This is a genomic window from Bittarella massiliensis (ex Durand et al. 2017), assembly GCF_001486165.1.
In the GTDB taxonomy this organism is placed as follows: Bacteria; Bacillota; Clostridia; order Oscillospirales; family Ruminococcaceae; genus Bittarella; species Bittarella massiliensis.
Window position 1 is genome coordinate 404498 of sequence record NZ_LN908976.1, and the last position, 22946, is coordinate 427443.

The 22946-nt window shown below is 63.9% G+C and carries 19 protein-coding genes; 7 read left to right on the plus strand and 12 right to left on the minus strand.

Going from position 1 to position 22946, the window contains the following annotated elements; genetic code table 11:
* Positions 1 to 111 precede the first annotated feature (111 nt).
* Both BN3266_RS05470 and BN3266_RS05475 read right to left on the minus strand, forming a co-directional pair.
* Complete coding sequence (locus BN3266_RS05470; protein WP_044992972.1) at positions 112 to 1110, minus strand: GGGtGRT protein; 999 nt, start codon at positions 1108 to 1110, stop codon at positions 112 to 114.
* 30 nt (positions 1111 to 1140) lie between these two features.
* Entirely contained in the window at positions 1141 to 1833 is a 693-nt protein-coding gene (locus BN3266_RS05475) for an iron-sulfur cluster assembly scaffold protein (protein WP_021660272.1), read from the minus strand.
* Positions 1834 to 2291: 458 nt separating this feature from the next.
* Between BN3266_RS05475 and secA the strand changes: the two genes are divergently transcribed.
* The 3 genes from secA to BN3266_RS05490 all read left to right on the plus strand — a co-directional run bounded on the left by secA (position 2292) and on the right by BN3266_RS05490 (position 8118).
* Positions 2292 to 5027: a preprotein translocase subunit SecA gene (gene secA, locus BN3266_RS05480; protein WP_059004351.1), complete on the plus strand. Its 2736-nt coding sequence runs from the start codon at positions 2292 to 2294 to the stop codon at positions 5025 to 5027.
* Between the two features lie 216 nt (positions 5028 to 5243).
* A complete protein-coding gene (locus BN3266_RS05485) occupies positions 5244 to 7850 on the plus strand; it encodes a heavy metal translocating P-type ATPase (RefSeq protein ID WP_059004352.1) in 2607 nt (868 codons plus the stop codon).
* A 4-nt stretch (positions 7851 to 7854) separates the two neighbouring features.
* Positions 7855 to 8118 carry a metal-sensing transcriptional repressor gene (locus BN3266_RS05490; protein ID WP_059004353.1) on the plus strand — a complete coding sequence of 88 codons (264 nt, stop codon included), beginning with the start codon at positions 7855 to 7857 and terminating at the stop codon, positions 8116 to 8118.
* 66 nt (positions 8119 to 8184) lie between these two features.
* Here the strand turns inward: BN3266_RS05490 and BN3266_RS05495 are convergent, their stop codons facing one another.
* The 5 genes from BN3266_RS05495 to trhA all read right to left on the minus strand — a co-directional run bounded on the left by BN3266_RS05495 (position 8185) and on the right by trhA (position 12134).
* Positions 8185 to 9522, minus strand: a complete 1338-nt coding sequence (locus BN3266_RS05495; RefSeq protein WP_059004354.1) for an amidohydrolase family protein — start codon at positions 9520 to 9522, stop codon at positions 8185 to 8187.
* Positions 9523 to 9624: 102 nt separating this feature from the next.
* A complete protein-coding gene (locus BN3266_RS05500; RefSeq protein ID WP_059004355.1) occupies positions 9625 to 10143 on the minus strand; it encodes an L-2-amino-thiazoline-4-carboxylic acid hydrolase in 519 nt (172 codons plus the stop codon).
* 38 nt (positions 10144 to 10181) lie between these two features.
* On the minus strand, positions 10182 to 10304 hold the full coding sequence (locus BN3266_RS14420) for a hypothetical protein (protein ID WP_278275373.1): 123 nt from the start codon (positions 10302 to 10304) through the stop codon (positions 10182 to 10184).
* A gap of 123 nt (positions 10305 to 10427) precedes the next feature.
* Entirely contained in the window at positions 10428 to 11255 is an 828-nt protein-coding gene (locus BN3266_RS05505; RefSeq protein WP_059004356.1) for an undecaprenyl-diphosphate phosphatase, read from the minus strand.
* Positions 11256 to 11480: 225 nt separating this feature from the next.
* Positions 11481 to 12134, minus strand: coding sequence for a PAQR family membrane homeostasis protein TrhA (gene trhA / locus BN3266_RS05510; RefSeq protein ID WP_059004357.1), 654 nt, complete (start codon positions 12132 to 12134; stop codon positions 11481 to 11483).
* A gap of 144 nt (positions 12135 to 12278) precedes the next feature.
* On the opposite strand from trhA, the gene BN3266_RS05515 reads away from it, so the two are divergent.
* Both BN3266_RS05515 and BN3266_RS05520 read left to right on the plus strand, forming a co-directional pair.
* Positions 12279 to 12824, plus strand: coding sequence for a DUF1836 domain-containing protein (locus BN3266_RS05515; RefSeq protein WP_059004358.1), 546 nt, complete (start codon positions 12279 to 12281; stop codon positions 12822 to 12824).
* Positions 12821 to 13438: an HD domain-containing protein gene (locus BN3266_RS05520; RefSeq protein ID WP_242861721.1), complete on the plus strand. Its 618-nt coding sequence runs from the start codon at positions 12821 to 12823 to the stop codon at positions 13436 to 13438. Before BN3266_RS05515 ends, BN3266_RS05520 begins: the two co-directional genes overlap by 4 nt.
* A 72-nt stretch (positions 13439 to 13510) precedes the next feature.
* On the opposite strand, the gene BN3266_RS05525 is transcribed toward BN3266_RS05520, so the two are convergent.
* Positions 13511 to 14857, minus strand: a complete 1347-nt coding sequence (locus BN3266_RS05525) for an amidohydrolase family protein (RefSeq protein ID WP_021660259.1) — start codon at positions 14855 to 14857, stop codon at positions 13511 to 13513.
* Positions 14858 to 14980: 123 nt separating this feature from the next.
* Between BN3266_RS05525 and BN3266_RS05530 the strand changes: the two genes are divergently transcribed.
* Positions 14981 to 15298: a hypothetical protein gene (locus tag BN3266_RS05530; RefSeq protein WP_059004359.1), complete on the plus strand. Its 318-nt coding sequence runs from the start codon at positions 14981 to 14983 to the stop codon at positions 15296 to 15298.
* A gap of 295 nt (positions 15299 to 15593) precedes the next feature.
* Here the strand turns inward: BN3266_RS05530 and BN3266_RS13165 are convergent, their stop codons facing one another.
* From BN3266_RS13165 to BN3266_RS05545, 3 genes are read right to left on the minus strand one after another with little or no spacing between them, the layout of a single operon-like run.
* Entirely contained in the window at positions 15594 to 18509 is a 2916-nt protein-coding gene (locus tag BN3266_RS13165; protein WP_075109684.1) for a competence/damage-inducible protein A, read from the minus strand.
* Between the two features lie 33 nt (positions 18510 to 18542).
* Positions 18543 to 19715 (minus strand): tRNA uracil 4-sulfurtransferase ThiI, encoded by a 1173-nt coding sequence (gene thiI, locus BN3266_RS05540; RefSeq protein ID WP_059004360.1) that lies wholly within the window; start codon positions 19713 to 19715, stop codon positions 18543 to 18545.
* A 3-nt stretch (positions 19716 to 19718) separates the two neighbouring features.
* Complete coding sequence (locus BN3266_RS05545) at positions 19719 to 20864, minus strand: cysteine desulfurase family protein (protein WP_059004361.1); 1146 nt, start codon at positions 20862 to 20864, stop codon at positions 19719 to 19721.
* A gap of 263 nt (positions 20865 to 21127) precedes the next feature.
* Between BN3266_RS05545 and BN3266_RS05550 the strand changes: the two genes are divergently transcribed.
* The gene (locus BN3266_RS05550) at positions 21128 to 21523 is read left to right on the plus strand and encodes a DUF2127 domain-containing protein (RefSeq protein WP_059004362.1); all 396 of its coding nucleotides are present in this window, start codon (positions 21128 to 21130) and stop codon (positions 21521 to 21523) included.
* Between the two features lie 153 nt (positions 21524 to 21676).
* Here the strand turns inward: BN3266_RS05550 and hflX are convergent, their stop codons facing one another.
* Positions 21677 to 22942 carry a GTPase HflX gene (hflX, locus tag BN3266_RS05555; RefSeq protein WP_075109685.1) on the minus strand — a complete coding sequence of 422 codons (1266 nt, stop codon included), beginning with the start codon at positions 22940 to 22942 and terminating at the stop codon, positions 21677 to 21679.
* Between the last annotated feature and the right edge of the window lie 4 nt (positions 22943 to 22946).

Here is a 22946-nt window from a genome sequence, read left to right on the forward strand (position 1 = left end):
CTCCCCGCCTGACAAGAAGGGAAGGCGCACGGACAAGCCCCTCACAGCGCGCAAAAGGGCCCCCGGCTTTTACCAGCCGGGGGCCCTTTTTGATGATATGAACTCTCTCGCTTAGTTGTTGTGCTCTTCCACGGCAACCGCGCAGGCGACGGTGGCGCCGACCATGGGGTTGTTGCCCATGCCGATCAGACCCATCATCTCCACGTGCGCCGGCACAGAGGAGGAACCGGCGAACTGGGCGTCGCCGTGCATCCGGCCCAGGGAGTCGGTCAGGCCGTAAGAGGCCGGGCCGGCAGCCACGTTGTCCGGGTGCAGGGTGCGGCCGGTGCCGCCGCCGGAGGCGACGGAGAAGTACTTCTTGCCGTTCTCGATGGCCCACTTTTTGTAGGTGCCGGCCACCAGGTGCTGGAAGCGGGCGGGGTTGGTGGAGTTGCCGGTGATGGAGACGTCGACCTTCTCCGACTTCATGATGGCAACGCCCTCGAGCACGTCGTTGGCGCCGTAGACGCGAACGGCAGCCCGCTCGCCCTCGGAGTAGGGGATCTCCCGCACGACCTTCAGCTCGCCGGTCTTGAAGTCGTACTCGGTCTCCACATAGGTGAAGCCGTTGATGCGGGAGATGATGTAGGCGGCGTCTTTGCCCAGCCCGTTAAGGATGACCCGCAGGGGTTTCTTGCGGGCCTTGTTGGCGGTGCGGGCAATGCCGATGGCGCCCTCGGCCGCGGCGAAGGACTCGTGCCCAGCCAGGAAGCAGAAACAGTCGGTCTCCTCTCTCAACAGCATGGCGCCCAGGTTGCCGTGGCCCTGGCCCACATCCCGCTGCTCGGCGACCGAGCCGGGGATGCAGAACGCCTGCAGGCCGATGCCGATGGCCTCGGCGGCCTCGGCGGCCTTTTTGATGCCCTTCTTGATGGCGATGGCGGTGCCCAGGGTGTAGGCCCACACAGCGTTGTCAAAGGCAATGGGCTGTACGCCCTTCACGATCTCGCCCACGTCGATGCCCTTGCTCTTGCAGAGCTCGTCGGCCTCCTCCAGGGTCTTGAAGCCGTACTCGGCCAGGCAGGCGTCGATCTTCGCCATTCTTCTCTCTTTACCTTCAAATTGTGCCATATTCGCAAACCTCCTTCTGTCCGTATTCCCTTACTCTTCGCGGGGATCGATGTACTTGGCCGCGCCGTCGTAGCGCCCGTAGGTGCCGACGTTCTTTTCGAAAGCCTCTTTGGGGTCTGCTCCACGGCGAATATCTTCCATCATCTTGCCCAGGCGGCAGAACTTGTAGCCGATGACCTCGTCATTTTCGTCCAGGGCGGTGGAGAGGACGTAGCCCTCGGCCATCTCCAGGTAGCGAACGCCCTTGGCGGCGGTGGAGTACATGGTGCCCACCTGGCTGCGCAGGCCCTTGCCCAGGTCTTCCAGCCCGGCGCCCACCGGCAGCCCGTCCTCCGAGAAGGCGGTCTGGGTGCGGCCGTAGACGATCTGCAGGAACAGCTCTCTCATGGCCACGTTGATGGCGTCGCACACCAGGTCGGTGTTGAGCGCCTCGAGGATGGTCTTGCCGGGCAGGATCTCAGCGGCCATGGCGGCGGAGTGGGTCATGCCCGAGCAGCCGATGGTCTCCACCAGAGCCTCCTGGATGACCCCCTCTTTCACGTTGAGGGTCAGCTTGCAGGTGCCCTGCTGGGGGGCACACCAGCCCACGCCGTGGGTCAGGCCGGAGATGTCGGGGATCTGGTAGGCCTTTACCCATTTGCCCTCCTCGGGAATGGGAGCGGGACCGTGGTGCGGGCCCTTGGCCACAACGCACATTTTCTCGACTTCATGAGAATAGTTCATATCAAAACTCCTTTCGGTTTTTTGGGGACAGAAACCGCAGATGGAGCTGCGCCCTGCGCGCAGTCCAATCTACAATACATTATAGTATGCCTGTCCCGGTTTCGCAAGGGCGTGTCAAAAAATTCACAACGGATGGCCCCATCCCGTCGCCGCGGTCCCGGCGCGGCGTTGTCCCACAGGCCGACCCCATCAAAAAAGCCCGCTGCTGCGCCCGGACACGGCGTCCTCCCCTTCCCCTAGTAGAGTGCCCCATTTTGCCGCGCGACCCGGCTGCCCGCAACAGAAATCATGGACAAACCCGGCAGGGAGTAGAACTTCCCCCTCCCGGACGGGGGGAAGTTCTGTCCGCCGCGTTGACTTTGCCGGCTCGGCCCCTTATAATATAGGTCGGTTTATTGTCTAACGTCGAATTGCAAAGCGGCCCGCCACACCAGGGCTGTATCTTTTGAGGTGATGAAATGGGATTAAAGGATTTGCTGTTTGGCTCTTACAGCAAAAAAGAGCTCAAGCGCATTGACCCCATCGCGCAGCAGGTCTACGCGCTGGAGGACGAGTACAGGAAAAAGACCGACGAAGAACTGCGCCAGACCACCGTCTCCCTGCGGGAGAAGCTGGCGGGCGGCGCCACTTTGGACGACATCCTCCCCGACGCCTTCGCCGCCTGCCGCGAGGCGGGCGACCGGGTGCTGGGGATGCGCCACTTCCCGGTGCAGGTGGTGGGCGGCATCGTCCTTCACCAGGGCCGCATCGCCGAGATGAAGACCGGTGAGGGCAAGACCCTGGTGGCCACCCTCCCGGCCTACCTCAACGCCCTCTCGGGCAAGGGGGTGCACATCGTCACCGTCAACGACTACCTGGCCAAGCGCGACAGTGAGTGGATGGGCAAGATCTACCGCTTCCTCGGGCTCTCGGTGGGGCTGATCGTCAACGGGATGGACAACGAGGCCCGGCGCCGCGCCTACAACTGCGACATCACCTACGGCACCAACAACGAGCTGGGGTTTGACTACCTGCGCGACAACATGGTCATCTACAAGGAGAACAAGGTGCAGCGGGGCTTCAACTTCGCCATCGTCGACGAGGTGGACTCCATCCTCATCGACGAGGCCCGCACCCCCCTCATCATCTCCGGCCAGGGCGACAAGTCCACCGACCTCTACCAGACCGCCGACAAGTTTGCCCGCACCCTCAAGGTCACCAAGGTGACCGAGCTCAACGCCAAAGAGGACAACGACGAGCTGGAGGGCGACTACATCGTCGACGAGAAGGCCAAAACCGCCACCCTCACCAAGGCCGGCATCAAAAAGGCCGAGGCCTATTTTGGCCTTGCAAACCTCAACGACGCCGACAACATGACCATCGCCCACCACATCAACCAGGCCATCCGCGCCCACGGCATCATGGTGCGGGACGTGGACTACGTGGTCAAGGACGGCGAGGTCATCATCGTCGACGAGTTCACCGGCCGTCTGATGATCGGCCGCCGCTTCAACGAGGGGCTGCACCAGGCCATCGAGGCCAAAGAGGGCGTCAAGGTGATGCGGGAGTCCAAGACCCTGGCCACCATCACCTTCCAGAACTTCTTCCGCCTCTACCAAAAGCTCTCGGGCATGACTGGTACTGCCATGACCGAGCAAAACGAGTTCAACGAGATCTACAAGCTGGACGTCATCGAGATCCCCACCAACAAGCCCAATGTCCGCAAGGACCACGACGACCAAGTCTACAAGACCGAGCAGGCCAAATTCAACGCCGTCATCGACCAGGTGGTGGAGAGCCACGCCAAGGGCCAGCCGGTACTGGTGGGCACCATCTCCATCGAAAAGTCGGAGCTGCTCAGCAAAATGCTCAAACACCGGGGGGTCCCCCACCAGGTCCTCAACGCCAAATACCACGAAAAAGAGGCCCAGATCGTGGCCCAGGCCGGCAAGAAGGGCGCCGTCACCATCGCCACCAACATGGCCGGCCGCGGAACCGACATCATCCTCGGCGGCAACGCCGAGATGATGGCCAAGGACGAGATGCGCAAAAAGGGCTACTACGAGGAGCTGCTGGTGGAGGCCACCGGCTATTCCGACACCGACGACGAAGAGATCATCGAATGCCGCAAGACCTTTGCCGAACTGGAGCAGAAGTACAAAGAGCAGATCGCCGCCGAGGCCGAAGAGGTCAAGGCCGCGGGCGGGCTCTTCATCATCGGCACCGAGCGCCACGAGTCCCGCCGCATCGACAACCAGCTGCGGGGCCGCGCCGGACGCCAGGGCGACCCGGGCGAGACCATCTTCTACATGTCGCTGGAAGACGACCTGATGCGCCTCTTCGGCGGCGAGCGGGTCCAGGCGCTGATGAACTCCCTCGGCCTCGAGGAGGACCAGCCCATCGAGACCAAAATGCTGACCAACGCCATCGAGAGCGCCCAGCGCAAGGTGGAGGGGCGCAACTTCGGCATCCGCAAAAACGTCCTCCAGTACGACGACGTGATGAACAAACAGCGCGAGATCATCTATGCCCAGCGGGACAAGGTCCTCAACGGCGAGGACCTCAAGCAGTACGTCCTCACCATGCTCGAGGAGGGGATCAAGGACGTGGTCTCCACCTACCTGGCCGCCGACAGCGACCCGACCGACTGGAACCTCAAGGGCCTCAAAGACCACTACCTGGGCTGGATCACCGGGGAGGACGACCTGGACTACACCTCCGAGGAGCTGGCGGGCCTGACCCCCGACGACATCGCCGCCCAGCTCATCGAGAAGGCCAAGAACATCTACTTCGAGAAGGAAGAGAAGTACGGCTCCCCCATCATGCGGGAGCTGGAGCGGGTGGTCCTGCTGCGGGTGGTGGACACCAAGTGGATGGACCACATCGACGCCATGGACGAGCTGAAAAAGGGCATCTACCTGCGCTCCTACGCCCAGAAAGACCCGGTGGTGGAGTACAAGATCGAGGGCTTCGACATGTTTGACGCCATGGTCGAATCCATCAAGGAGGACACCGTCAAGATGCTCCTCACCGTGCAGATCAAGACCCAGGAGGAGCCCAAGCGCGAGGCGGTGATGAAGCCCGCCACCAACCAGTCCGGCGACGGCTCGGCCGCCAAGGAGCCGGTGCGCAAGAAAAAGGTCGGCCGCAACGACCCCTGCCCCTGCGGCAGCGGCAAAAAGTACAAAAAGTGCTGCGGCCGGTTTGAAAATTAGTCCCACACACTGACAAAACGGGTCCGCCCCTTCGGGCGGGCCCGCTTTTTTGCGCCCGCACCCGCATAGTGGGGCCCCAAACAGCCGAACCTCTTAGAGGAAAAAGCCAGAACAAAACTACACCAAATCGGTTGACATTTGCCCGGTGAAGGTGTATGCTGGGTTTGGAAATTAACACCCCCCCGGGGGTGGGGTACCATAGAAAGGAAGGCTGCCATGAAACAGAAATTCGATGTCACCGGCATGACCTGCTCGGCCTGTTCGGCCCATGTGGAAAAGAGCGTCGCCAAGGTGGAGGGGGTCTCCGCAGTGGCGGTCAACCTGCTGGCCAACAGCATGGTGGTGGAGTACGACGAGAGACAGATCAGCCCCGACACCATCTCCAAGGCGGTGGCCGACGCCGGTTACGGCGCGTTCCCCGCCGCGGGCAACGGCCGCTCCGCCAAGGCCGCCGCCGGCAAGTCGGCGGTGGACCGGGCGCAGGAGGAGATGCGCGCCATGAAGCGCCGGCTCATCGTCTCCTTTGCCTTTATGATCCCCCTCTTCTACCTCTCCATGGGCCACATGATGGGCTGGCCCCTGCCGGGCCTCTTTTTGGGCAATGAAAACGCCATCACCTTTGCCTTTACCCAGCTGCTGCTCTCCCTGCCCATCGTCTGGGTCAACCAGCACTACTTCACAAACGGCTTCAAGACCCTCTTTCGCCGCTCCCCCAACATGGACTCCCTGATCGCCATCGGCTCGACGGCGGCCATCGTCTACGGCATCTTCGCCATCTACAAGATCGGCTGGGGGCTGGGCCACGGCGACATGCACCTGGTGCACCAGTACTCCATGGACCTCTACTTTGAGACTTCGGGGATGATCCTGGCCCTCATCACCCTGGGCAAGTTCCTCGAGGCCCGCTCCAAGGGGAAGACCAGCCAGGCCATCACCAAGCTGATGGACCTGGCCCCCAAGACCGCCCTGGTCATCCGCGACGGGGAGGAGCGGGAGATCCCGGTGGAGGAGGTGCAGATCGGCGACCTGATCGCCGTCAAGCCCGGCGCCTCCATCCCGGTGGATGGGGTGGTGGAATCCGGCGCCACCGCCGTGGACGAGAGCGCCCTCACCGGCGAGTCGATCCCGGTGGAGAAGGGCCCCGGCGACAAGGTGACCGGCGCCTCGGTCAACAAGACCGGCGCCTTTACCTTCCGCGCCACCAAGGTGGGCGACGACACCGCCCTGGCCCAGATCATCCACCTGGTGGAGGAGGCCAGCGCCTCCAAGGCTCCCATCTCCAAGCTGGCCGACAAGGTCAGCGGGGTCTTTGTGCCGGTGGTCATCGGCATCGCCCTGCTGGCCACCGCCGTCTGGCTGCTCACCGGCCACACCTTTGAGTACGCCATGTCCATCGGCATCGCCGTGCTGGTCATCTCCTGCCCCTGCGCCCTGGGGCTGGCCACCCCCACCGCCATCATGGTGGGCACCGGCAAAGGGGCGGAAAACGGCATTCTCATCAAGTCGGCCGAGGCGCTGGAGACGGCCCACTCCATCGACACGGTGGTGCTCGACAAGACCGGCACCGTCACCGAGGGCAAGCCCCAGGTGACCGACATCCTCCCCGCCGCCGGCGTCTCCGAGAGGGAGCTGTTGCAGTTGGCCGCCTCGATGGAAAAGCCCTCGGAGCACCCGCTGGCCGACGCCATCGTGCAGCGGGCCGCCGAGGAGGAGTTGGAGCTCACCCCCGCCGAGCGGTTTGAAGCGGTCTCCGGCCGGGGGCTGCGGGCCACCCTGGGGGGGGAGAGCTGCCTGGCGGGCAACCGGGCGATGATGGCCGAAGCCGGGGTGGACGACAGCGCCCTGGCCGAGGCCGGCGAGGCCCTGGCCGAAGACGGCAAGACCCCCCTCTACTTTGCCAAAGCAGGGAAGCTGCTGGGGGCCATCGCCGTGGCCGACGTCATCAAACCCACCAGCGCCGCCGCCGTCTCGGAACTGCGGCAGATGGGGGTGGATGTGGTGATGCTCACCGGGGACAACCGCAAGACCGCCGCCGCCATGGGGCGGCAGGTGGGGGTCTCCCAGGTGATTGCCGAGGTGCTGCCCCAGGACAAAGAGGCCCAGGTGCGCGCCCTGCAGGAGCAGGGGCGGAAGGTCGCCATGGTGGGCGACGGCATCAACGACGCCCCCGCCCTGGCCCGGGCCGACGTGGGGGTCGCCATCGGCGCCGGCACCGACGTGGCCATTGAATCGGCCGACATCGTGCTGATGCGCAGCGACCTGCTGGACGTGGTGGGGGCCATTCAGCTCTCCAAGGCCACCCTGAAAAACATCAAGGAGAACCTCTTCTGGGCGCTGATCTACAACTCCATCGGCATCCCCCTGGCGGCGGGGCTCTTCATCCCCCTGCTGGGGTGGAAGCTCAACCCCATGTTCGGCGCCTTCGCCATGAGCCTCTCCTCGGTCTGCGTGGTGACCAACGCCCTGCGGCTGCGGTTCTTTAAGCCCAAATACCACGGCGATGTGCACGGTGCACAGCCTGCCGCCCCCGCTGCGAAAGCTCTGCCGGCCCAGCCGGCGGCTGACGATAAAGCCCCTGAAACGACCACAAACACGAGACAGACAGGAGGAAACACCGTGAAAAAAGAGATGCTGGTAGAGGGAATGAGCTGCGGACACTGCTCCGCCCGGGTGGAAAAAGCCCTGAACGCCATCGACGGGGTCACCGCCACCGTTGACCTGGACAAAAAGATCGCCTTCATCGAGCTGGCCAAAGAGGTGCCCGACAGCGCCCTGAAGGCCGCCGTGGAGGACGCCGGCTACGAAGTCGCCGAAATCCGCTAGGGCGATGAAGGCCGACAAAGCGTCCGTCACCCGGCTGCTGAAAACCGCCCGCGGACAGTTGGACGGGATCCTCAAGATGGTGGAGGACGACCGGTACTGCCTGGACATCTCCAACCAGATCCTGGCCACCGAATCCATCCTCAAAAAGGTCAACCGGGAGATCGTCCACGCCCACATGCAGAGCTGCGTCAAGGGCGCGGTGGGCGGCCCTGACGCCGGGGAAAAGGTGGAGGAGCTGATGACCCTCTTTGACAAGCTGGCGAAGTGATCGCCCGCAGAGAAAGGGCCCAGGGAGAACGCGTTCTCCCTGGGCCCTTTTTCTTCTTTTGGCCGGTTAGATCCCCGCCCGGGCGGAGATGTCCACCATCCGCTTCTTTGCCTCGGCGAGGATCTTCTCCTCGTCCAGGGTGAGGACCTGGCGGTCCTTCATCACCAGTTTGCCGTCGATGATGGAGTCGTTGACGTCGCCGGCGGTGACTGCCTCCACCAGGGTGCTGACCAGGTTGTGGGTGGGGAGGATGTGGGGCTGCTCGATGTCGATGAGGATGACGTCGGCCTTCTTGCCCGCCTCCAGGCTGCCCAGGTCGTCCCCCTGTAACAGGGCGTTGGCGCCGCCCTGGGTGGCCATCTTCACCAGCTCCTCGACCCGGATGACCACCGGGTCGAAGATGGGCAGGCCCCAGTAGGCGATGATTCCGTTGCGCATCACCTTCATCTCGTCAAAGAGGCTCAGGCTGGAGGAGCAGGCGCCATCGCTGCCCATCCCCACCGAGCCGCCGCACTCGAGGATGCGGGGGGTTTTGGGGAAGCCGTGGTTGGAGAGGTTGGCCCGGGGGCAGTGGACGATCTTGACCCCCTTCTCCACCAGCAGGGTGATGTCCCCCTCGGAGAGGACCACGTTGTGGGCGGTGAGGAAGTTCTCCCCCACCATCCCCATCTCGTCCAGGAAGGCGGCGGGGCGCTTCTGGTAGTTTTTCAGGCAGAAGCTGACCTCGTCCTTGTGCTCGCAGAGGTGGGCGTGCACCCCAGTGCCCAGCTCCTTGGCCCGGGCCGCGGTCTGGCGGATGAGTTCGGGCGAGCAGGACATGACCTGCCGCATGGCAAACCAGATACGCACCCGGTCGTCCCCGGCGCCGTTGTAGCCGGCAAAGAGCTTCTCGGCCTTCTCCATGGCGCTCTGGGTGGTGTCCTTCATGCTGTCGGGGATGACCCCCTCCTGGTCCATGGTGGAGCGGGCGATGGCCGCCCGCATCCCCGATTCCAGGACCGCCTGGACCACCCGGTCCATGTGCACTCCGCCCGAATCGGCAAAGGAGGTGGTGCCCGACTTGATCATCTCCAAACAGGCCAGCTGGGCCGACCAGTAGACGTCGTCCGGGGTGAGGTTTGACTCAAAGGGGACCAGGAATCGGGTCCAGATCATGGGGTACTCGTCGGTGGCGCGGGCCCGCAGCAGCTGTTGGCAGGTGTGGGTGTGGGCGTCCACCAGGCCGGGCATGGCCAGCTTGCCCTCGCCGGACACCAGCTGCGCGGGCTGGTATTTGGCCGCCATCTCGGCGGTGGGGCCGATCTCGGCGATCCGCTGGCCGACAATGGCGATGGCGCGGTCGTGCTCCACCTTGTAGTCGGGGGTCAGCAGGTCGGCTCCGGTGATCAGGATGTCGCAGTGCATGAAATTCCTCCTTCTTATCCCCGGGCGGTCTCCCGCCCGGACAGACGGCCCTCCCCGCTTGGGGCGGGCCGCACTTCCCACAAATGGCTCTTCCTCTCTCCGCTAGACGGCCTCGAAATCGGCCTGGGCGGCGGCTTTCACCGCGTCGGCCGCCGGCTGGCCATATCGGCCGGCAAAGGCCGCCAGGGCCCCCTGGCAGATGGCTTCGCTCTCGCCCGGCAGCAGCTGGGCGAAGGTCTCCCCCATGGCGTGCAGCAGGTGGGCGGTGTGGTAGAGGAAGTCCCGCTGGTTCTTCTCCCCCATGGCCGCCTTTTTGGCCGCAAAGGCGGCGGCGCTCTCCCCGTCGAAGGAGGCGCCGTTCCAGACAAAGTGGCAGCGCTCCGCCCCGGCGGAGAGGGTGCTGTGGATGTCCAGCACCAGGTCGGGGTTGAAGCCCTCCACCAGGCTCTTGTCCACGTCGAGGCAGTAGAGCTTGCCGTATTCCAGCAGCCCCAGCTCCTGCCAGCAGGCACACCAGCCACAGGTGAGGCAGGCGGTGGCGTAGGGGGCAAGGCCCAGCAGCTCCTGCCGGTTTTTGCCCTCTCTGTCGGCCCACTCGCCGTAGAGCAGGTAGCTGGTCATGTTCAGGGGCTCCCCGTCCCGCTGGAATACGGCAAGCTCTACTGCCTCGACGTGGACAAGAGCCTCGGCACCGCCTCCTCCCCCGCGACGCCGCAGCGCTGCAGGGCCTCGCGGGCCAGGTAGGCAAACAGGGCGGCGTGATGTTCGATTTGAAATTCCACGGCAAACTCCCCTTTTCATCTGTTCTCACAAACCCAGTGTAGCGGATTGCCGCCGGTTTCGCAAGGCCGTCCCCCGCCCTTTGGGCGACAAAAAAAGAGCGGTTTCCCGCCCTTTTTTCAGCACTATTTGGCAAACAAGAGGAAATAGGCCAGCACCACCGCACCCAGGACGATGCGGTACCACCCGAAGACCTTGAAGTCGTGTTTCTTGACGTAGTTCATCAAAAAGCCCACCGAGAGCATGGAGACCACAAAGGCCACCAGAGAGCCCACTGCCAGGATGGCCACCTCCATCCCGGTGAAGGAGAAGCCGAACTTCACCAGCTTGAGGAGGCTGGCCCCCGCCATGGCGGGGATGGCCATGAAGAAGGAGAACTCGGCGGCCACCGGGCGGGCACAGCCCACCACCAGCACCGCCCCCAGGATGGTGGCGCCGGAGCGGGAGGTGCCGGGGATCAGCGCCAGCACCTGAAAACAGCCCATGATGAAGGCGTGCTTGTAGGTGAGCTGCCCGAGGTTCCTCACCCGGGGCTGGTAGCGGCGGTTGCGGTTTTCCATCCAGATGAAGAGGATGCCGTAGAGGATGAGGGTGATGGAAACGGTGATGTAGTTGTAAAAGAGGGCGTCGATCTGGTCGTTGAAGGGCAGGCCCACGATCAGGGCGGGGATGCTGGCCACCAACACCTTGAACCAGAGCTGGAAGGTGTCCTTCTTGACGTGGGGCTGGCCCTTTTTGAAGGAGAAAGGCCAGAGCTTATTCCAGAACAGCACCACGATGGAGAGGATGGCTCCCAGCTGGATGACCACCAGGAACATCTCCTTGAACGCCGGCGTGATGTCCATGTGGATGAACTCGTCCGCCAGTATCATGTGGCCGGTGCTGGAGACCGGCAGCCACTCGGTCAGTCCCTCGATGATCCCCAAGATGATTGCTTTTAAAATGTCCCACATGGCAGGTGATCCCTCTCTTCGGTCGGTATTTTTGCCGGCTGGCCGCCGGCGCAATGCAAGTCTTAGTATACACCCTTTTGCCCCGCTGCGGGTGACAATTTTGCAAGAATCAGAAAAACTTCAGATTTTCCCCTTCCCCATCCCTATGGCGGCAGGGCGGGCAGTTATGCCGATGCAAAGGGCGCGCCCCCGGAAAATCCGGGGGCGCGCCGGGAGCGATGATCGCTAAAAGACCACGTAGAACAAAACCGCCATGAAGTGGAAAAAGGTGCCCAGCAGCACAAAGATGTGAAAGAGCTCGTGATGGCCGAATTGGGGGCTGGGGTTGGGCCGCTTGAGGGCGTACATCACCGCCCCCACCGTGTAGCAGACCCCGCCGATGGCCAGCAGGGCGATCATCCCCCCGCCCATCCGGGAGAAGATGGAGAGGTCGAAGAGGATGGACCAGCCCATGACCAAATAGACCAGGGCGGACACCCAGTTGGGGGCGGTGATCCAGACCAGCTTGACGGCGATCCCCGCCAGGGCCACCCCCCAGAGGATGCCGATGAAGAGGGCCGCCCGCTCAAAGGGCTGAAAGCGGAAAAAAATGGGGGTGTAGGTGCCGGCAATGAGGACGTAGATCATCGAGTGGTCGAGCTTGCGCAGCCGCCGCACCCGCGCCGGGTCGCCGTTGGAGTAGTGGTAGACGGTAGAGGCGGTGTAGAGGGCCAGCATGGAGAGACAGAACACCAGCGCCGGCAGGGCGTAGCGCAGAGGGGTGTGGTTGACCAGCGCCCCCACGGCGATGAGGATCGACCCCAGTCCGGCCAGGGCAATGCCGATAAAGTGGGTGTAGCTGTCCACCGGGTCCCGCGCTCTGCTGAAAAAAGATGGCATTGTATGGTCTCCTTTTTATAATATAGTTTCAAATACTACTTTATATGTATTTAATATACCACGTATCCTATGCCGATACAAGTCGAGATATTGCTTTTTGCCCTCTGCTGTTGTAAACTAATTGTGACAAAATGAGTCTGTGAGGTGATATTGGTGCCCGCCGTCGAAGAGCTGTACCGCAAGATGACAAACACCGGGGAGCTGACCCTGGAGGAACTCCCCGACCTGGACCTCTACATGGACCAGGTGCTGACCCTCTTCTCCCGCCAGGGGGAGGAGCCCCTGCTGACCAAGACCATGATCAACAACTACCGCAAGGAAAACATCATCCGCCCCCTGGACGGGAAGCGCTACACCAAAAACCACATCGTGCAGATGCTGCTCATCTACCACCTGAAGGGGATCCTCTCCATCGGGGAGATCGCCCAGGTGATGGAGGAGTGCTATGTCTCCCCCGGCTACGACAACGCCCTCACCCGGGTCTACCGCGAGTTTTTAGAGCAAAAGCCCCTGCTGGACGAGGCGGTGAAGGACTGCTTTGACCAGTTCCTGCCGGAGAGCGCCCTCTCCGACAGCACCGACCTGTTGGCAGCCCTGCTGGGGCTCTCCCGGGTGGCGCAGTACGCCGACAAAATGGCCAAGGCCCTGGTCGAGGCCCATTTCGGGCCGGAAAAGGGGGTGGAGAGATGAGCGTCGAAGCGATTTCCCCCCGCCAGATCCTGGACTACCTCTCCCTGGGGGAGAAGCTCAAGTGCGCCACCCGCCACTGCTTTACCACCAGCGGCCGGCAGGAGAGCGTGGCCGAACACAGTTTTCAGCTGGGGCTCCTCTGCATGCTGCTCTGGGACAGCTGCCCCGGGGTGGAGATGGAGCGGGTGCTGCAGATGTGTATCCTCCACGACATGGGGGAGGCCTTTACCGGCGACATCCCCACCTTCCTCAAGACCGACGGCCAGCGGGCGGTGGAGGACGGCGCCGTGGACGCCATGGTGGACGCCCTGCCCCCCGCCCTGGGGGCGCGCTGGCGGGAACTCTACCGGGAGATGGAGCAGCAGTGCACCCCCGAGAGCCGCCTCTACAAAGGATTGGACAAAATCGAAGCCCTCATTCAGCACAACTTCTCGGACATCTCCACCTGGATCCCCCTGGAATACCAGCTCAACCTGCACTACGCCGACAAGGAGTGCGCCCCCTTCCCCGCCCTCACGGCCCTGCGGGAACTGGTGCGGGAGGAGACGGTGGCGAAGATCGAGGCCGAAAAGGCCCTGGACCCCGGCATCGTCCGCCCGGTGTACGAGCGCTGATTTCGGACGCCCCGACAGAAAAAAGAGCGGGCGCACCCACAAAGGGTGCGCCCGCTCTTTTTCAAAGGCCAATCAGTGGTTCCAGTCGGCGTTCTTGCTGGCCAGATGGGCCTGGTAGATCTCGTTGGCGATCTTCTGCCCGTTGGCGAGGATCTCCTTCTCCTCGGCGGTCTTGAGGAGGTGATCCCGCACCGTCCAGCGGCCGGCGATCATCACGTCGCAGACGTCGTGCCGGTTGGCGTTGTAGACCAGGGTGGCCACCGGGTCGTCGAACATAGGGGTCAGGTTGGGGCTCTGCAGGTCGATGAGGATGATGTCGGCCTGTTTGCCCGCCTCCAGCGAGCCGATCTTGTCGTCGAGGCCCAGGGCCTCCGCCGGCTCGATGGTGGATTTGCGCAGCGCCTTTTTGGCGTTCATGTCGTGCACCGTGCAGCCGGCCATCCGGTCCATGGAGATGGCGGCGCGCATGTTGGTCCAGCAGTCCTGGGTGACCCAGTCGGTGCCCAGGATCAGGCGGACGCCCTCGTCAAACATCCGCTTGACCGGGGGCACATGGCCCCGCTTGCCCAGCATCTCGGCGCAGTGAAGCATGGGGGTGCGGCTCTCGGCCAGCATCTTCACGTCGTCGTCGCTGATGTAGATGCAGTGGGCGCCCATCAGGTGCTCGCCCAGCAGGCCGCTCTCCTTGAGGTAGCCCAGGCAGCTGAAGCCGTAGGTCTCCTGCACGTACTTCGCCTCGCGGGGGGATTGGGAGATGTGGGTGTGAAAGCCCACCCCGTACTTCTCGCCCAGCTCGACGATCTGTTTGGCCAGCTCCAGCGAGACGGTGTCGGTGGCGTGGGGGCCGAAGCGGCAGGTGATGCGGCCGTCGTCCTTGCCGTTCCAGTCCTCGATCAGGCGGATGTTCTGCTCGACAAAATCCTGCCCCATCTTGGGGTAGCGGGTGTAGTCGTCGTAGCGCAGGGCGGCAATGTCCACGTCGACGATGTTCTGGCTGACCACCGCCCGCATGCCGATGTCGTAAAAGGCCTGGGTGACCCGGTCCATGTAGTGGTAGATGTCGTTGGTGCAGGTGATGCCCGCCTTCATCTGCTCCACCGCGCCCAGAAGGGAGAGGTGGTAGGTGGTCTCGGGCGTCAGCTGGCCCTCCATGGGGAGGGAGAGGCCGTAAAAGCCGTTTTCCGGGTCCTCGGTGAGGGCCTTGAAGAGGCTGCCCGCCACGTGGGAGTGGGCGTCCACAATGCCGGGGAGGACGGCCTTGCCGGCCGCGTCGACCACGCAGTCGGCCTCGCCCTGGTAGTCCCCCGCGCCGATCTCGGTGATCTTGTTGCCCTCGATGACCAGGTAGCCCTTGTCCAGCACCCGGTCGTCCCTGTCCACGGTGATGATCATGCCGTTTTGGATGACGGTTTTGCCCATTGAATAAAATCCCCCTTCTTGTCGTTTGCTGTCTCGATCCTGTACCAGTATCGCACAAAACGCGCCCCCTTTCAAGAGAGGGGGGCGCGTTTATACATCTGCCACAAAAGGGCGGATTTGTTTATGGACAGAGCGCTGAAAGGGCGGGACGGCGGCTGTCTCCCCGCTCCAGAGAAAGCCCTCTCGTGCGGGCACAAGATCCACCTGTCCGGCAACGCCGAAGCCGGGTGCAGCGGCAAAAGGCCTTTGTGCGGGCCGCCCTTTTTCTACCCGGAGATGAACGGGAACTTCTCCCTGCCACGGCAAATCGAGATGCCAAACGGCTCGGGTGACCAAATCCTGCAAACCGACCATGTGCCCACCGGCAGAAACCCCTCATCCGGCGCTCATGTGGGGCCGCGGGCTGAGATGAAGGGCATTGACCGCCCTCTCGCCCTCTAGAGAAAGCCCCGGTCAAGTGGCCCCCCCTCTGTCCGGCAGTGCTGAGCCGGGCACGGCGGCAAGGGGCCTTTGTGGCCGACCTCCCCCTTTTGCCCGGCAGCCGTGCCGGAGGACGAACAGCCAGACCCTCTCCGCACACAGCAAATCGGGGTGTGGCATCGCTCGGGCGGCCAACCGCCGCAAACCGGCCGCACATCTTACAGGGGCGCCGGGAGGGCCCGGGCCGAATCGGCAGAAAAGAAGGCCGGACAGGCATCCCCGCCTGTCCGGCCTTTGCAATATTGGGTTGACTGGGTCAGTACTGCAGCGCCCGCTGGTAGTGGCTGTTGAGCTTTGCTGCGTAGCCGGAGTCGGCCGCCCAGGTGCCGGCCAGGTTTTCCCACAGCGGGGCCTTGCCCTTGGGGGAGATGTACTTGTACCGCGGGTCGACGCAGGCCTGGTTGAGGGGGGCGGCGGAGCCGTACCCCTTCAGGTGCTGAATATTGGCCCGCGCCCCGATGCGGGGGCTGTCAAAGGAGAGGCCGGGCTCGCCGCCCCCGGTGGCCCCCAGGCCGCCGTAGTTGTTCTGGGTCCACTTCACATCGCCGGTGAAGCGGAAAAAGCCCGTCTCGTGGATGGCCTGGCAGAAGGCGATGTCCCCCCGCACCCCTTCGGCCCGCCCCTCGCTCAAAAAGTAGCTGGCCAGCTCTTTGACCGAGCAGTTGAGCTGGGGGGAGGGGTTGTTTGCCAGCACGTAGGCGGCCAGCTGGTCGGCGGTGAGGGAGCTCTCGCCCATGATGCTCAGGCCGTAGATGCTCTGGGGGAGCTGCTCTTCCGGCTCCGCCTCGGGCTGGGAACTGCTGGAAGACGAAGAGCTGCTGCCCCCGGAGGAGGCGCTGCCGGAAGAGGAGCCGCCCCCCGACGGGGTGCTGGAGGAGGAGCTGGAGGAACTGCCGTCCACCGGAACGGTGGGCGCGGAGGAGGCGCTCCCCTGTCCGCCGGAATGGGCGGGGGAACTGGAGCTGCCGCCGGGGGTGGGTTTGCTCACCTGGGTCTGGGTCAGGTGGGAGAGGTCGGTGTTCAAATCCACCGAGGCCAGGTCCCCGTTTTTATAGAGTTTGGGCTGCACCGGGCTGGGGTTTTTCTGGGCCTGCTCCACGTCCACCGTGGCCTCCTCCCCCTCTCTGACCTTGCGGCCCACCAGCACCAGCCGCTGGCCGTCGTAGTCGTAGAGGCAGGTGGAGAGGGTCACCAGGGTGTCGCCGTACTGGGTGTCCACCGGGGTCTCGATCAGGGAGCGGCTGGTGATCTCCCCCACAAACTCGTCAAAGCCCTCCTCGGTGAGGAAGCTCAGGGAGTTGTAGTAGTCAAACACCTCGCCCTGGCTGGGTTCGGTGTTGGCGGTGAAGATGGCCAACACCTTGTACTGGGACTTCTCGTAGACGGTGTTCATCTCAAAAACCGGGTTGGCCTTGTAAAACTCCAGATCCCGGAACTTGGTCAGGTCGCCGAACATCTGGCTGTCCTTCATGTTGTGGCCGTAGATGACCAGGTTTTCGGCGGGGTTTTGCAGGTCGTTGCGGTAGTCGAAAAAGAGGGTGCCGTACTTGGAGTACTCCTTGAAGAAGTCGTTTTTCAGGTAGAAGCTGTTGTCGGTGGTCTGGACGATGGGGTAGTCGATCTGGGTGTTGGGGACCTTGATCCAGCCCGCCACCTCCCTGTTTTTCAGGTAGAGGGCCTTGAAGTCGTCGAGATACCCCTCGGGCAGCTCCACATCCACGTCGGCGCCGGAGGTGTAGAGGCTGGTGAGCTCGCTGTTTTTGTTCTTGTTCTGCCACCCCTCGTAGAGGTACTGCCCCACCAGGGTCAGCGAGCCGATAAAGACGCAAAGGGCCAGGTAGAAGGCCAGCACCCGCACCCCGTCCAGGGCCCGCACCGCCCGGTCGCCCCGGGTGTAGCTGGCGATCTTGTAGGAGGTGTAGGCCGACAGGTCCAGCCCCAGGGCCAGGCGGCGCACCAGGTCAAGGGCGTGCATGCAGGCCAGGTGGCGGATCTTCTCGCGGGAGGTGTTGCCGTTTTTCAGCTCCAACTTGCGCACGTAGAGCTGTTTGCCAAAGGCGGCGGCTATGTAGACGGTGCCCACCGGGTTGCCCCGGTCGTCGCTGTCGGGGCCGGCCACCCCGGTGATCCCCACCCCGATGTCGCTGTGCCCCCGCCGGCGGGCCCCCAGGGCCATCCGGCAGGCCACCTGTTCGCTGACCGCCCCGTACTTTTTGAAGTAGCTGCGGCGGATGCCCAGGGTGTTTTGCTTGGCAAAGTCGGCATAGGTGGCGGCGCCAAAGCCAAAGACCGCCGAGGCGCCAGGGACCTGGGTGATCCGCTGGCTCATGAGGCCGCCGGTGCAGGACTCGGCGGTGGCCAGGGTGAGCTTTTTCTCCTTGAGGGCGGCCACCACCGCCTCCTGCATGCTCTCCACGTCCTGGCCGTAGACCGCGTCGCCCAGGCGGGTCTTCATCTCCTCCACCACCCCGGCGCAGAGGGACTTCGCCTCCGCTTCGCTGGCGGCCTTGGCGGTGATGCGCACCTCCACCTCGCCCTCCTTGGCGTAGACGGCGGCGGTGGGGTTTTGCCCCTGCAACAGGTCATCGATCTTGGTCTCCAAAAGGGACTCGCCGATGCCGAACTCCCGCAGGGTGGTGGACCAGATGGTGCAGCCGGTGACCGACTGCAGGTAGGGGACCACCCACTCCTCCACCATCGGCTCAAATTCCGAGGGGGGGCCGGGCAGCATCACGATGTACTGGTTGCCCTTGTGGATGGCGCAGCCCGGGGCCGAGCCGTGATGGTTTTCAAAGATCTCCGCCCCCTTGGGGACCAGGGCCTGTTTGACGTTGTTTTCGGTCATCTGGGCGCAGAGGTGGGCGTAGTACTCCTTGATCTTGTCCAGGGAGGGCTGGTGGATCTCCATCTCCAGCCCCAGGGCGCTGCAGATGGTCTCCTTGGTGAGGTCGTCCTTGGTGGGGCCCAGCCCGCCGATGAAGAGGATCAGCTCGCTGCGGGAGAGGGCCTGTTTGAGCGCCTCCAGCAGCCGGGCGCCGTTGTCCCCCACCACGCTCTGGTAGTACATGTCGATGCCCAGCTTGGCCAGCTGGCGGGAGAGGTAGCGGGCGTTGGTGTTGACGATGTCGCCCAGCAGCAGCTCGGTGCCGACGCAGATGATTTCCGCTTTCACGTGTGGTTTCCCCCTTTTTCTCTCTCGGTGCCCCTACCGCAGGATGGCCACCAGTTTTTCGGTGCCGGAGACGGCCTCCTCGATGAGGGGCTCCAGATCCAGCTTCTCCTCTTCCCGGACGATCTGTTCCAGCACCGGCCGGGTCTTGGGGTGCCGGGGGGTAAAGACGGTGCAGCAGTCCTCATAGGGGAGGATGGAGGTCTCGAAGGTGTCGATCTTGCGGGCGATGTCCACGATCTCCAACTTGTCCATCCCGATGAGGGGGCGCAGGACCGGCAGTTCGCTGGCCGCGTCGGTGCAGCCGATGGCCTGCATGGTCTGGCTGGCCACCTGGGCCAGGCTCTCCCCGGTGATGATGGCCCCACAGCCCCGGGCCTTTGCCACCCGGTTGGCCACCATCATCATCACCCGCCGCATGATGACGGTGAAGTACTCCTCCTTGCAGCCGCGCTTGATCTCCTCCTGAATGCGGGTGAAGGGGACCACGTGCACCTCGAAGGTGTTGCAGTACTCGGTCATCTTGTCGGCCAGGGTCAGCACCTTCAGCTTGGCCCGCTCGCTGGTGTAGGGGGGGCTCTCGAAGTGGATGCAGCACAGCTGCACCCCCCGCTTGGCCATCATGTAGCCGGCCACCGGGGAGTCGATGCCGCCCGAGAGCATCAGCATCCCCATCCCCGAGGAGCCCACCGGCATCCCCCCGGCGGCCTTGTGGGCCACCCCGTGGACGTAGGCGCCGAAGTCGCGCACCTCCACCACCACCCGGTACTCGGGGTCGTGCAGGTCCACCGACAGGTTGTCAAAGCGCTCCAGCAGCAGGCCGCCGATCTCCTCGCAGATCTGGGGGGTCTTGAGGGGGAAGGTCTTGTCCGAGCGCTTGGCCTCCACCTTGAAGGTGGAGACCAGGGGCAGGCTGTCGGCCAGGTATTCCAGCGCCACCCGGGCGATGTCCCCCATCTCCTTTTGGGCGACGGCGGCCCGGGTGATGGTGGAGATGCCGAAGACGTGGCTCAGCCGCTCCTCCACCAGGTCCAGGTCGCACTCCTCCAGCGGCTCCACCACGATGGTGGACTGGGCGGCCCGGGTCTCAAAGCGCCCCAGCAGCCGCAGCCGGTGGCGGACGTTTTTCAGGAGGACCGACTCAAAGCTCTGCTTGTTGAGGCCCTTGAGGGCGATCTCCCCGTACTTTAACAAAATGATCTCTTTCAAACCCTATCTTCTCCCAACCAGGCTCTGTCGGGCCGCTTCGAGCCCGGCGCAGAGCGCGTCGATGTCTTCTTCTGTGTTCCCCGCATCCATGCTCACCCGCAGGGCGCTGTCCCCCCGGGGACCCGAGAGGCCGATGCTCGCCAGCACATGGCTGGGGCCGCCCTTGGCGCAGGCCGACCCGCTGGACACATAGACCCCCCGCTCGGCCAGGAAGTGCAGCAGGGTCTCGCTGCGAAAGCCCGGCACCGAGAGGTTGACGATGTAGGGCAGGGCGTCCTGCGGGGAGTTGATCTGCACCCCGCCGTCCGCCGCGGCCCAGGCCAGCAGCCGGTCCCGCAGGGCGGTGACCCGCTCCATATTCCGGGCGCGGTCCTTCGCGCAGCGCTTTGCCGCCAGGGCCAGGGCGGCGGCGTAGGCCACGTTCTCGGTCCCCGGGCGCAGCCCCCGCTGCTGTTTGCCGCCCCGGACCAGGGGGGGCAGGTGCACCCCCTTTTTGATGTAAAGGGCGCCCACCCCCTTGGGGGCGTGGATCTTGTGGCCGGTGAAGGTGAAGAGGTCCACCCCCCAGGCCTTTAGGTTGATGGGCAGCTTGCCGAAGGCCTGCACCCCGTCGCAGTGGACCAGGGCCTTGGGGGCCTTTTTTTTGATGGCGGCGGTCAGGGCCTGGATGGGCAGGACGGTGCCGATCTCGTTGTTGACCGCCATCAGGCTGACCAGGGCGGTGTTCCCGTCCACCCGCTCCAACACGTCGGCCGGGCGGATGTGCCCCTCGCCGTCGGGGGCGACAAAGACCGCCTGGGCCCCCTGGCGCTCGGCCAGGTACTGCACCGGCTCCAGCACCGAGGAGTGCTCAAAGGCGGTGGTGATGACCCCGGTCGCCCGCCGTCGGCGGCTCTCATACCCCGAGAGGATGGCCCAGTTGTTGGCCTCGGTGCCGCCGGAGGTGAAATAGAGCTCCTCCGGCGCGCAGTTCAGGATGCGGGCCAGGTCGGCGGCGGCCGACTTCATAAGCAGCTCCGCCTCCAGCCCCTTGGAGTGGAGGGAGGAGGGGTTCCCATACCGCTCCACCAACACCTCCCGCACCAGGTCGGCCACCTCGGGCCAGACCTGGGTGGTGGCGCTGTTGTCCAAATAGTGTTCTCTCGGCACAGCCGCATCGCCCTCCTCACCAATTCTCTTTGCCGCCCGCTGCCGGCAGCCGTCAGATGGTTTTAGTATACTCTATTTTCATCGGTTTCGCAAACCCCGGCGGGCGGCGTCTCCCCTTTGCCGGCGGCTGTCGAAAGGCGCCGTCCGCTCCGCCAAACCGCCTTGCGGGAAACGATTTTGTGTGGTAGCATGAAAATAAGATATTCGCGCGACCCCGGCGCAAGGGGATGCCCACAATCGGCAGCAAGGAGAAAAGAAATTCTATGAAAAAATATAAAATCGCATCGCTCCTCATGCTGATCCACGGGCTTTTTATGGAAATCGGGGGGTGCCTCTCCCTGATCCCCATTCTTGTTCTGGGAAATGGCCGATTGGATGTCAGCCAACCGTTCTCGTTTGTTGTCCCGTATTTCAAAGACAATATGCATTTGATGCTCGTCACGGGGGCGCTTTACGGGACAGTGAGGGTCATCGGCGCCGTCGGCTTGTGGAAAAACCGACTGTGGGGACTGGTTTTGTCAGTCATAAACTGCGTTGTCACAATGGCTTTGATGATGTTCATGTTGCCGGCGGGGATACTGGACGGGATCCTCGCTTGCAGCGCTTTGATTATCATGTTGACACAGTATTTCGGGAACAAAAAAATCGTTGAAGAATAGGCTTCTCCCCGGCCGGGCCAACAGCGCTCGCCTTTCTCCGGACAACGATCCCTCCGGATGTCTGGGCGCAGGCCCCACCGGCGGATGATGACAGAGGGCCCGGCGCAGAGAGATCTCTCTGCGCCGGGCCCTCCTTTTGCGCACAGGCGGCCGCTACTCCCCCGCCCCTTCGCGCTGGTAGGGCGCAAAGAGGTAGAAGATCTCCTGCGGGCAGCTGCCCACCAGGTGGATGCCGTCGGCCAGGTATTCGCTCTGGCGAAGCTGCCCCTTTTCCCGCAGGGTATTTTCCAACACCGCCTGGGAGAAGGGCAACAGACAGTCCACCGGCAGGTAGTCGGCCAGCAGCAGCTCGGCGATCTTTTGCAGCAGGCCGTCCAGGTTGTAGCCGGTCCTGGCGCTGACAAAGACCGCCCCCTCCCGACTGATGCCGGCCGGGAGAGATTCTATACACTTTGTGTTGTCACACTTGTTAAATACAGTTAGTATTGGCGTCTCGCCGATTTCCAGGCTCTCCAGCGTCTCGCGGGTGGTGGCCAACTGCAGTTCCAGGTTGTCCGCCTGGGCGTCGCAGACCTGCAAAATCAAGTCGGCGTAGGCGCTCTCCTTTAGGGTGGAACGGAAGGCCTGCACCAGGTGGTGGGGCAGCCGGGAGACAAAGCCCACCGTGTCCACCAGCAGGGCGGTGGTCCCATCGGGGAGGGGCAGCTTGCGGGCGGTGGGGTCCAGGGTGGCAAAGAGCTTGTTCTCCACCAGCACCTCGGCGCCGGTGAGGGCGTTGAGGAGGGTGGACTTGCCCACGTTGGTGTAGCCCACCAGGGCCACCGTCTTGATCCCGCTCTTCTGGCGGGTGCGGTGGGTGGTCTGGCGCTGGGCCTCGATCTGGCGCAGGTCCTGCTGCAGGTACTTGATCCGCCGCATGATGTGGCGGCGGTCGGTCTCCAGCTTGCTCTCGCCGGGGCCGCGGGTGCCGATGCCGGCGCCCAGCCGGCTCATGGCGACGCCGGCCCCCGCCAGCCGGGGCAGCCGGTAGCGCTGCTGGGCCAGCTCGACCTGCACCGCCCCCTCCCGGGTGCGGGCGTTGCGGGCGAAGATGTCCAAAATCAGCATGGTGCGGTCCACCGGGGCCAGCCCCGCCACCTGCTCGATGTTGCGAATTTGCATGGGGGACAGCTCGTCGTCAAAGAGGAGGACGTCGATCTCCTCGTCCTGGCAGAGCTGGGCGATTTCCCGCAGCTTGCCGGGGCCCACAAAGGTGGCGTTGTCGGGGGTGTCCTTCTTCTGCACCGCGGTGCAGATCACCTCAATGCCGGCGGTGTCGGCCAGCTGGGCCAGTTCGTGGAGGGACGCCTCCGCGTCGTAGGCGCCGGTGTCCAGGGCCACGGCCAGGGCGCGGGGGCGGGTTTCTTCAGTCTCGTACATGTGC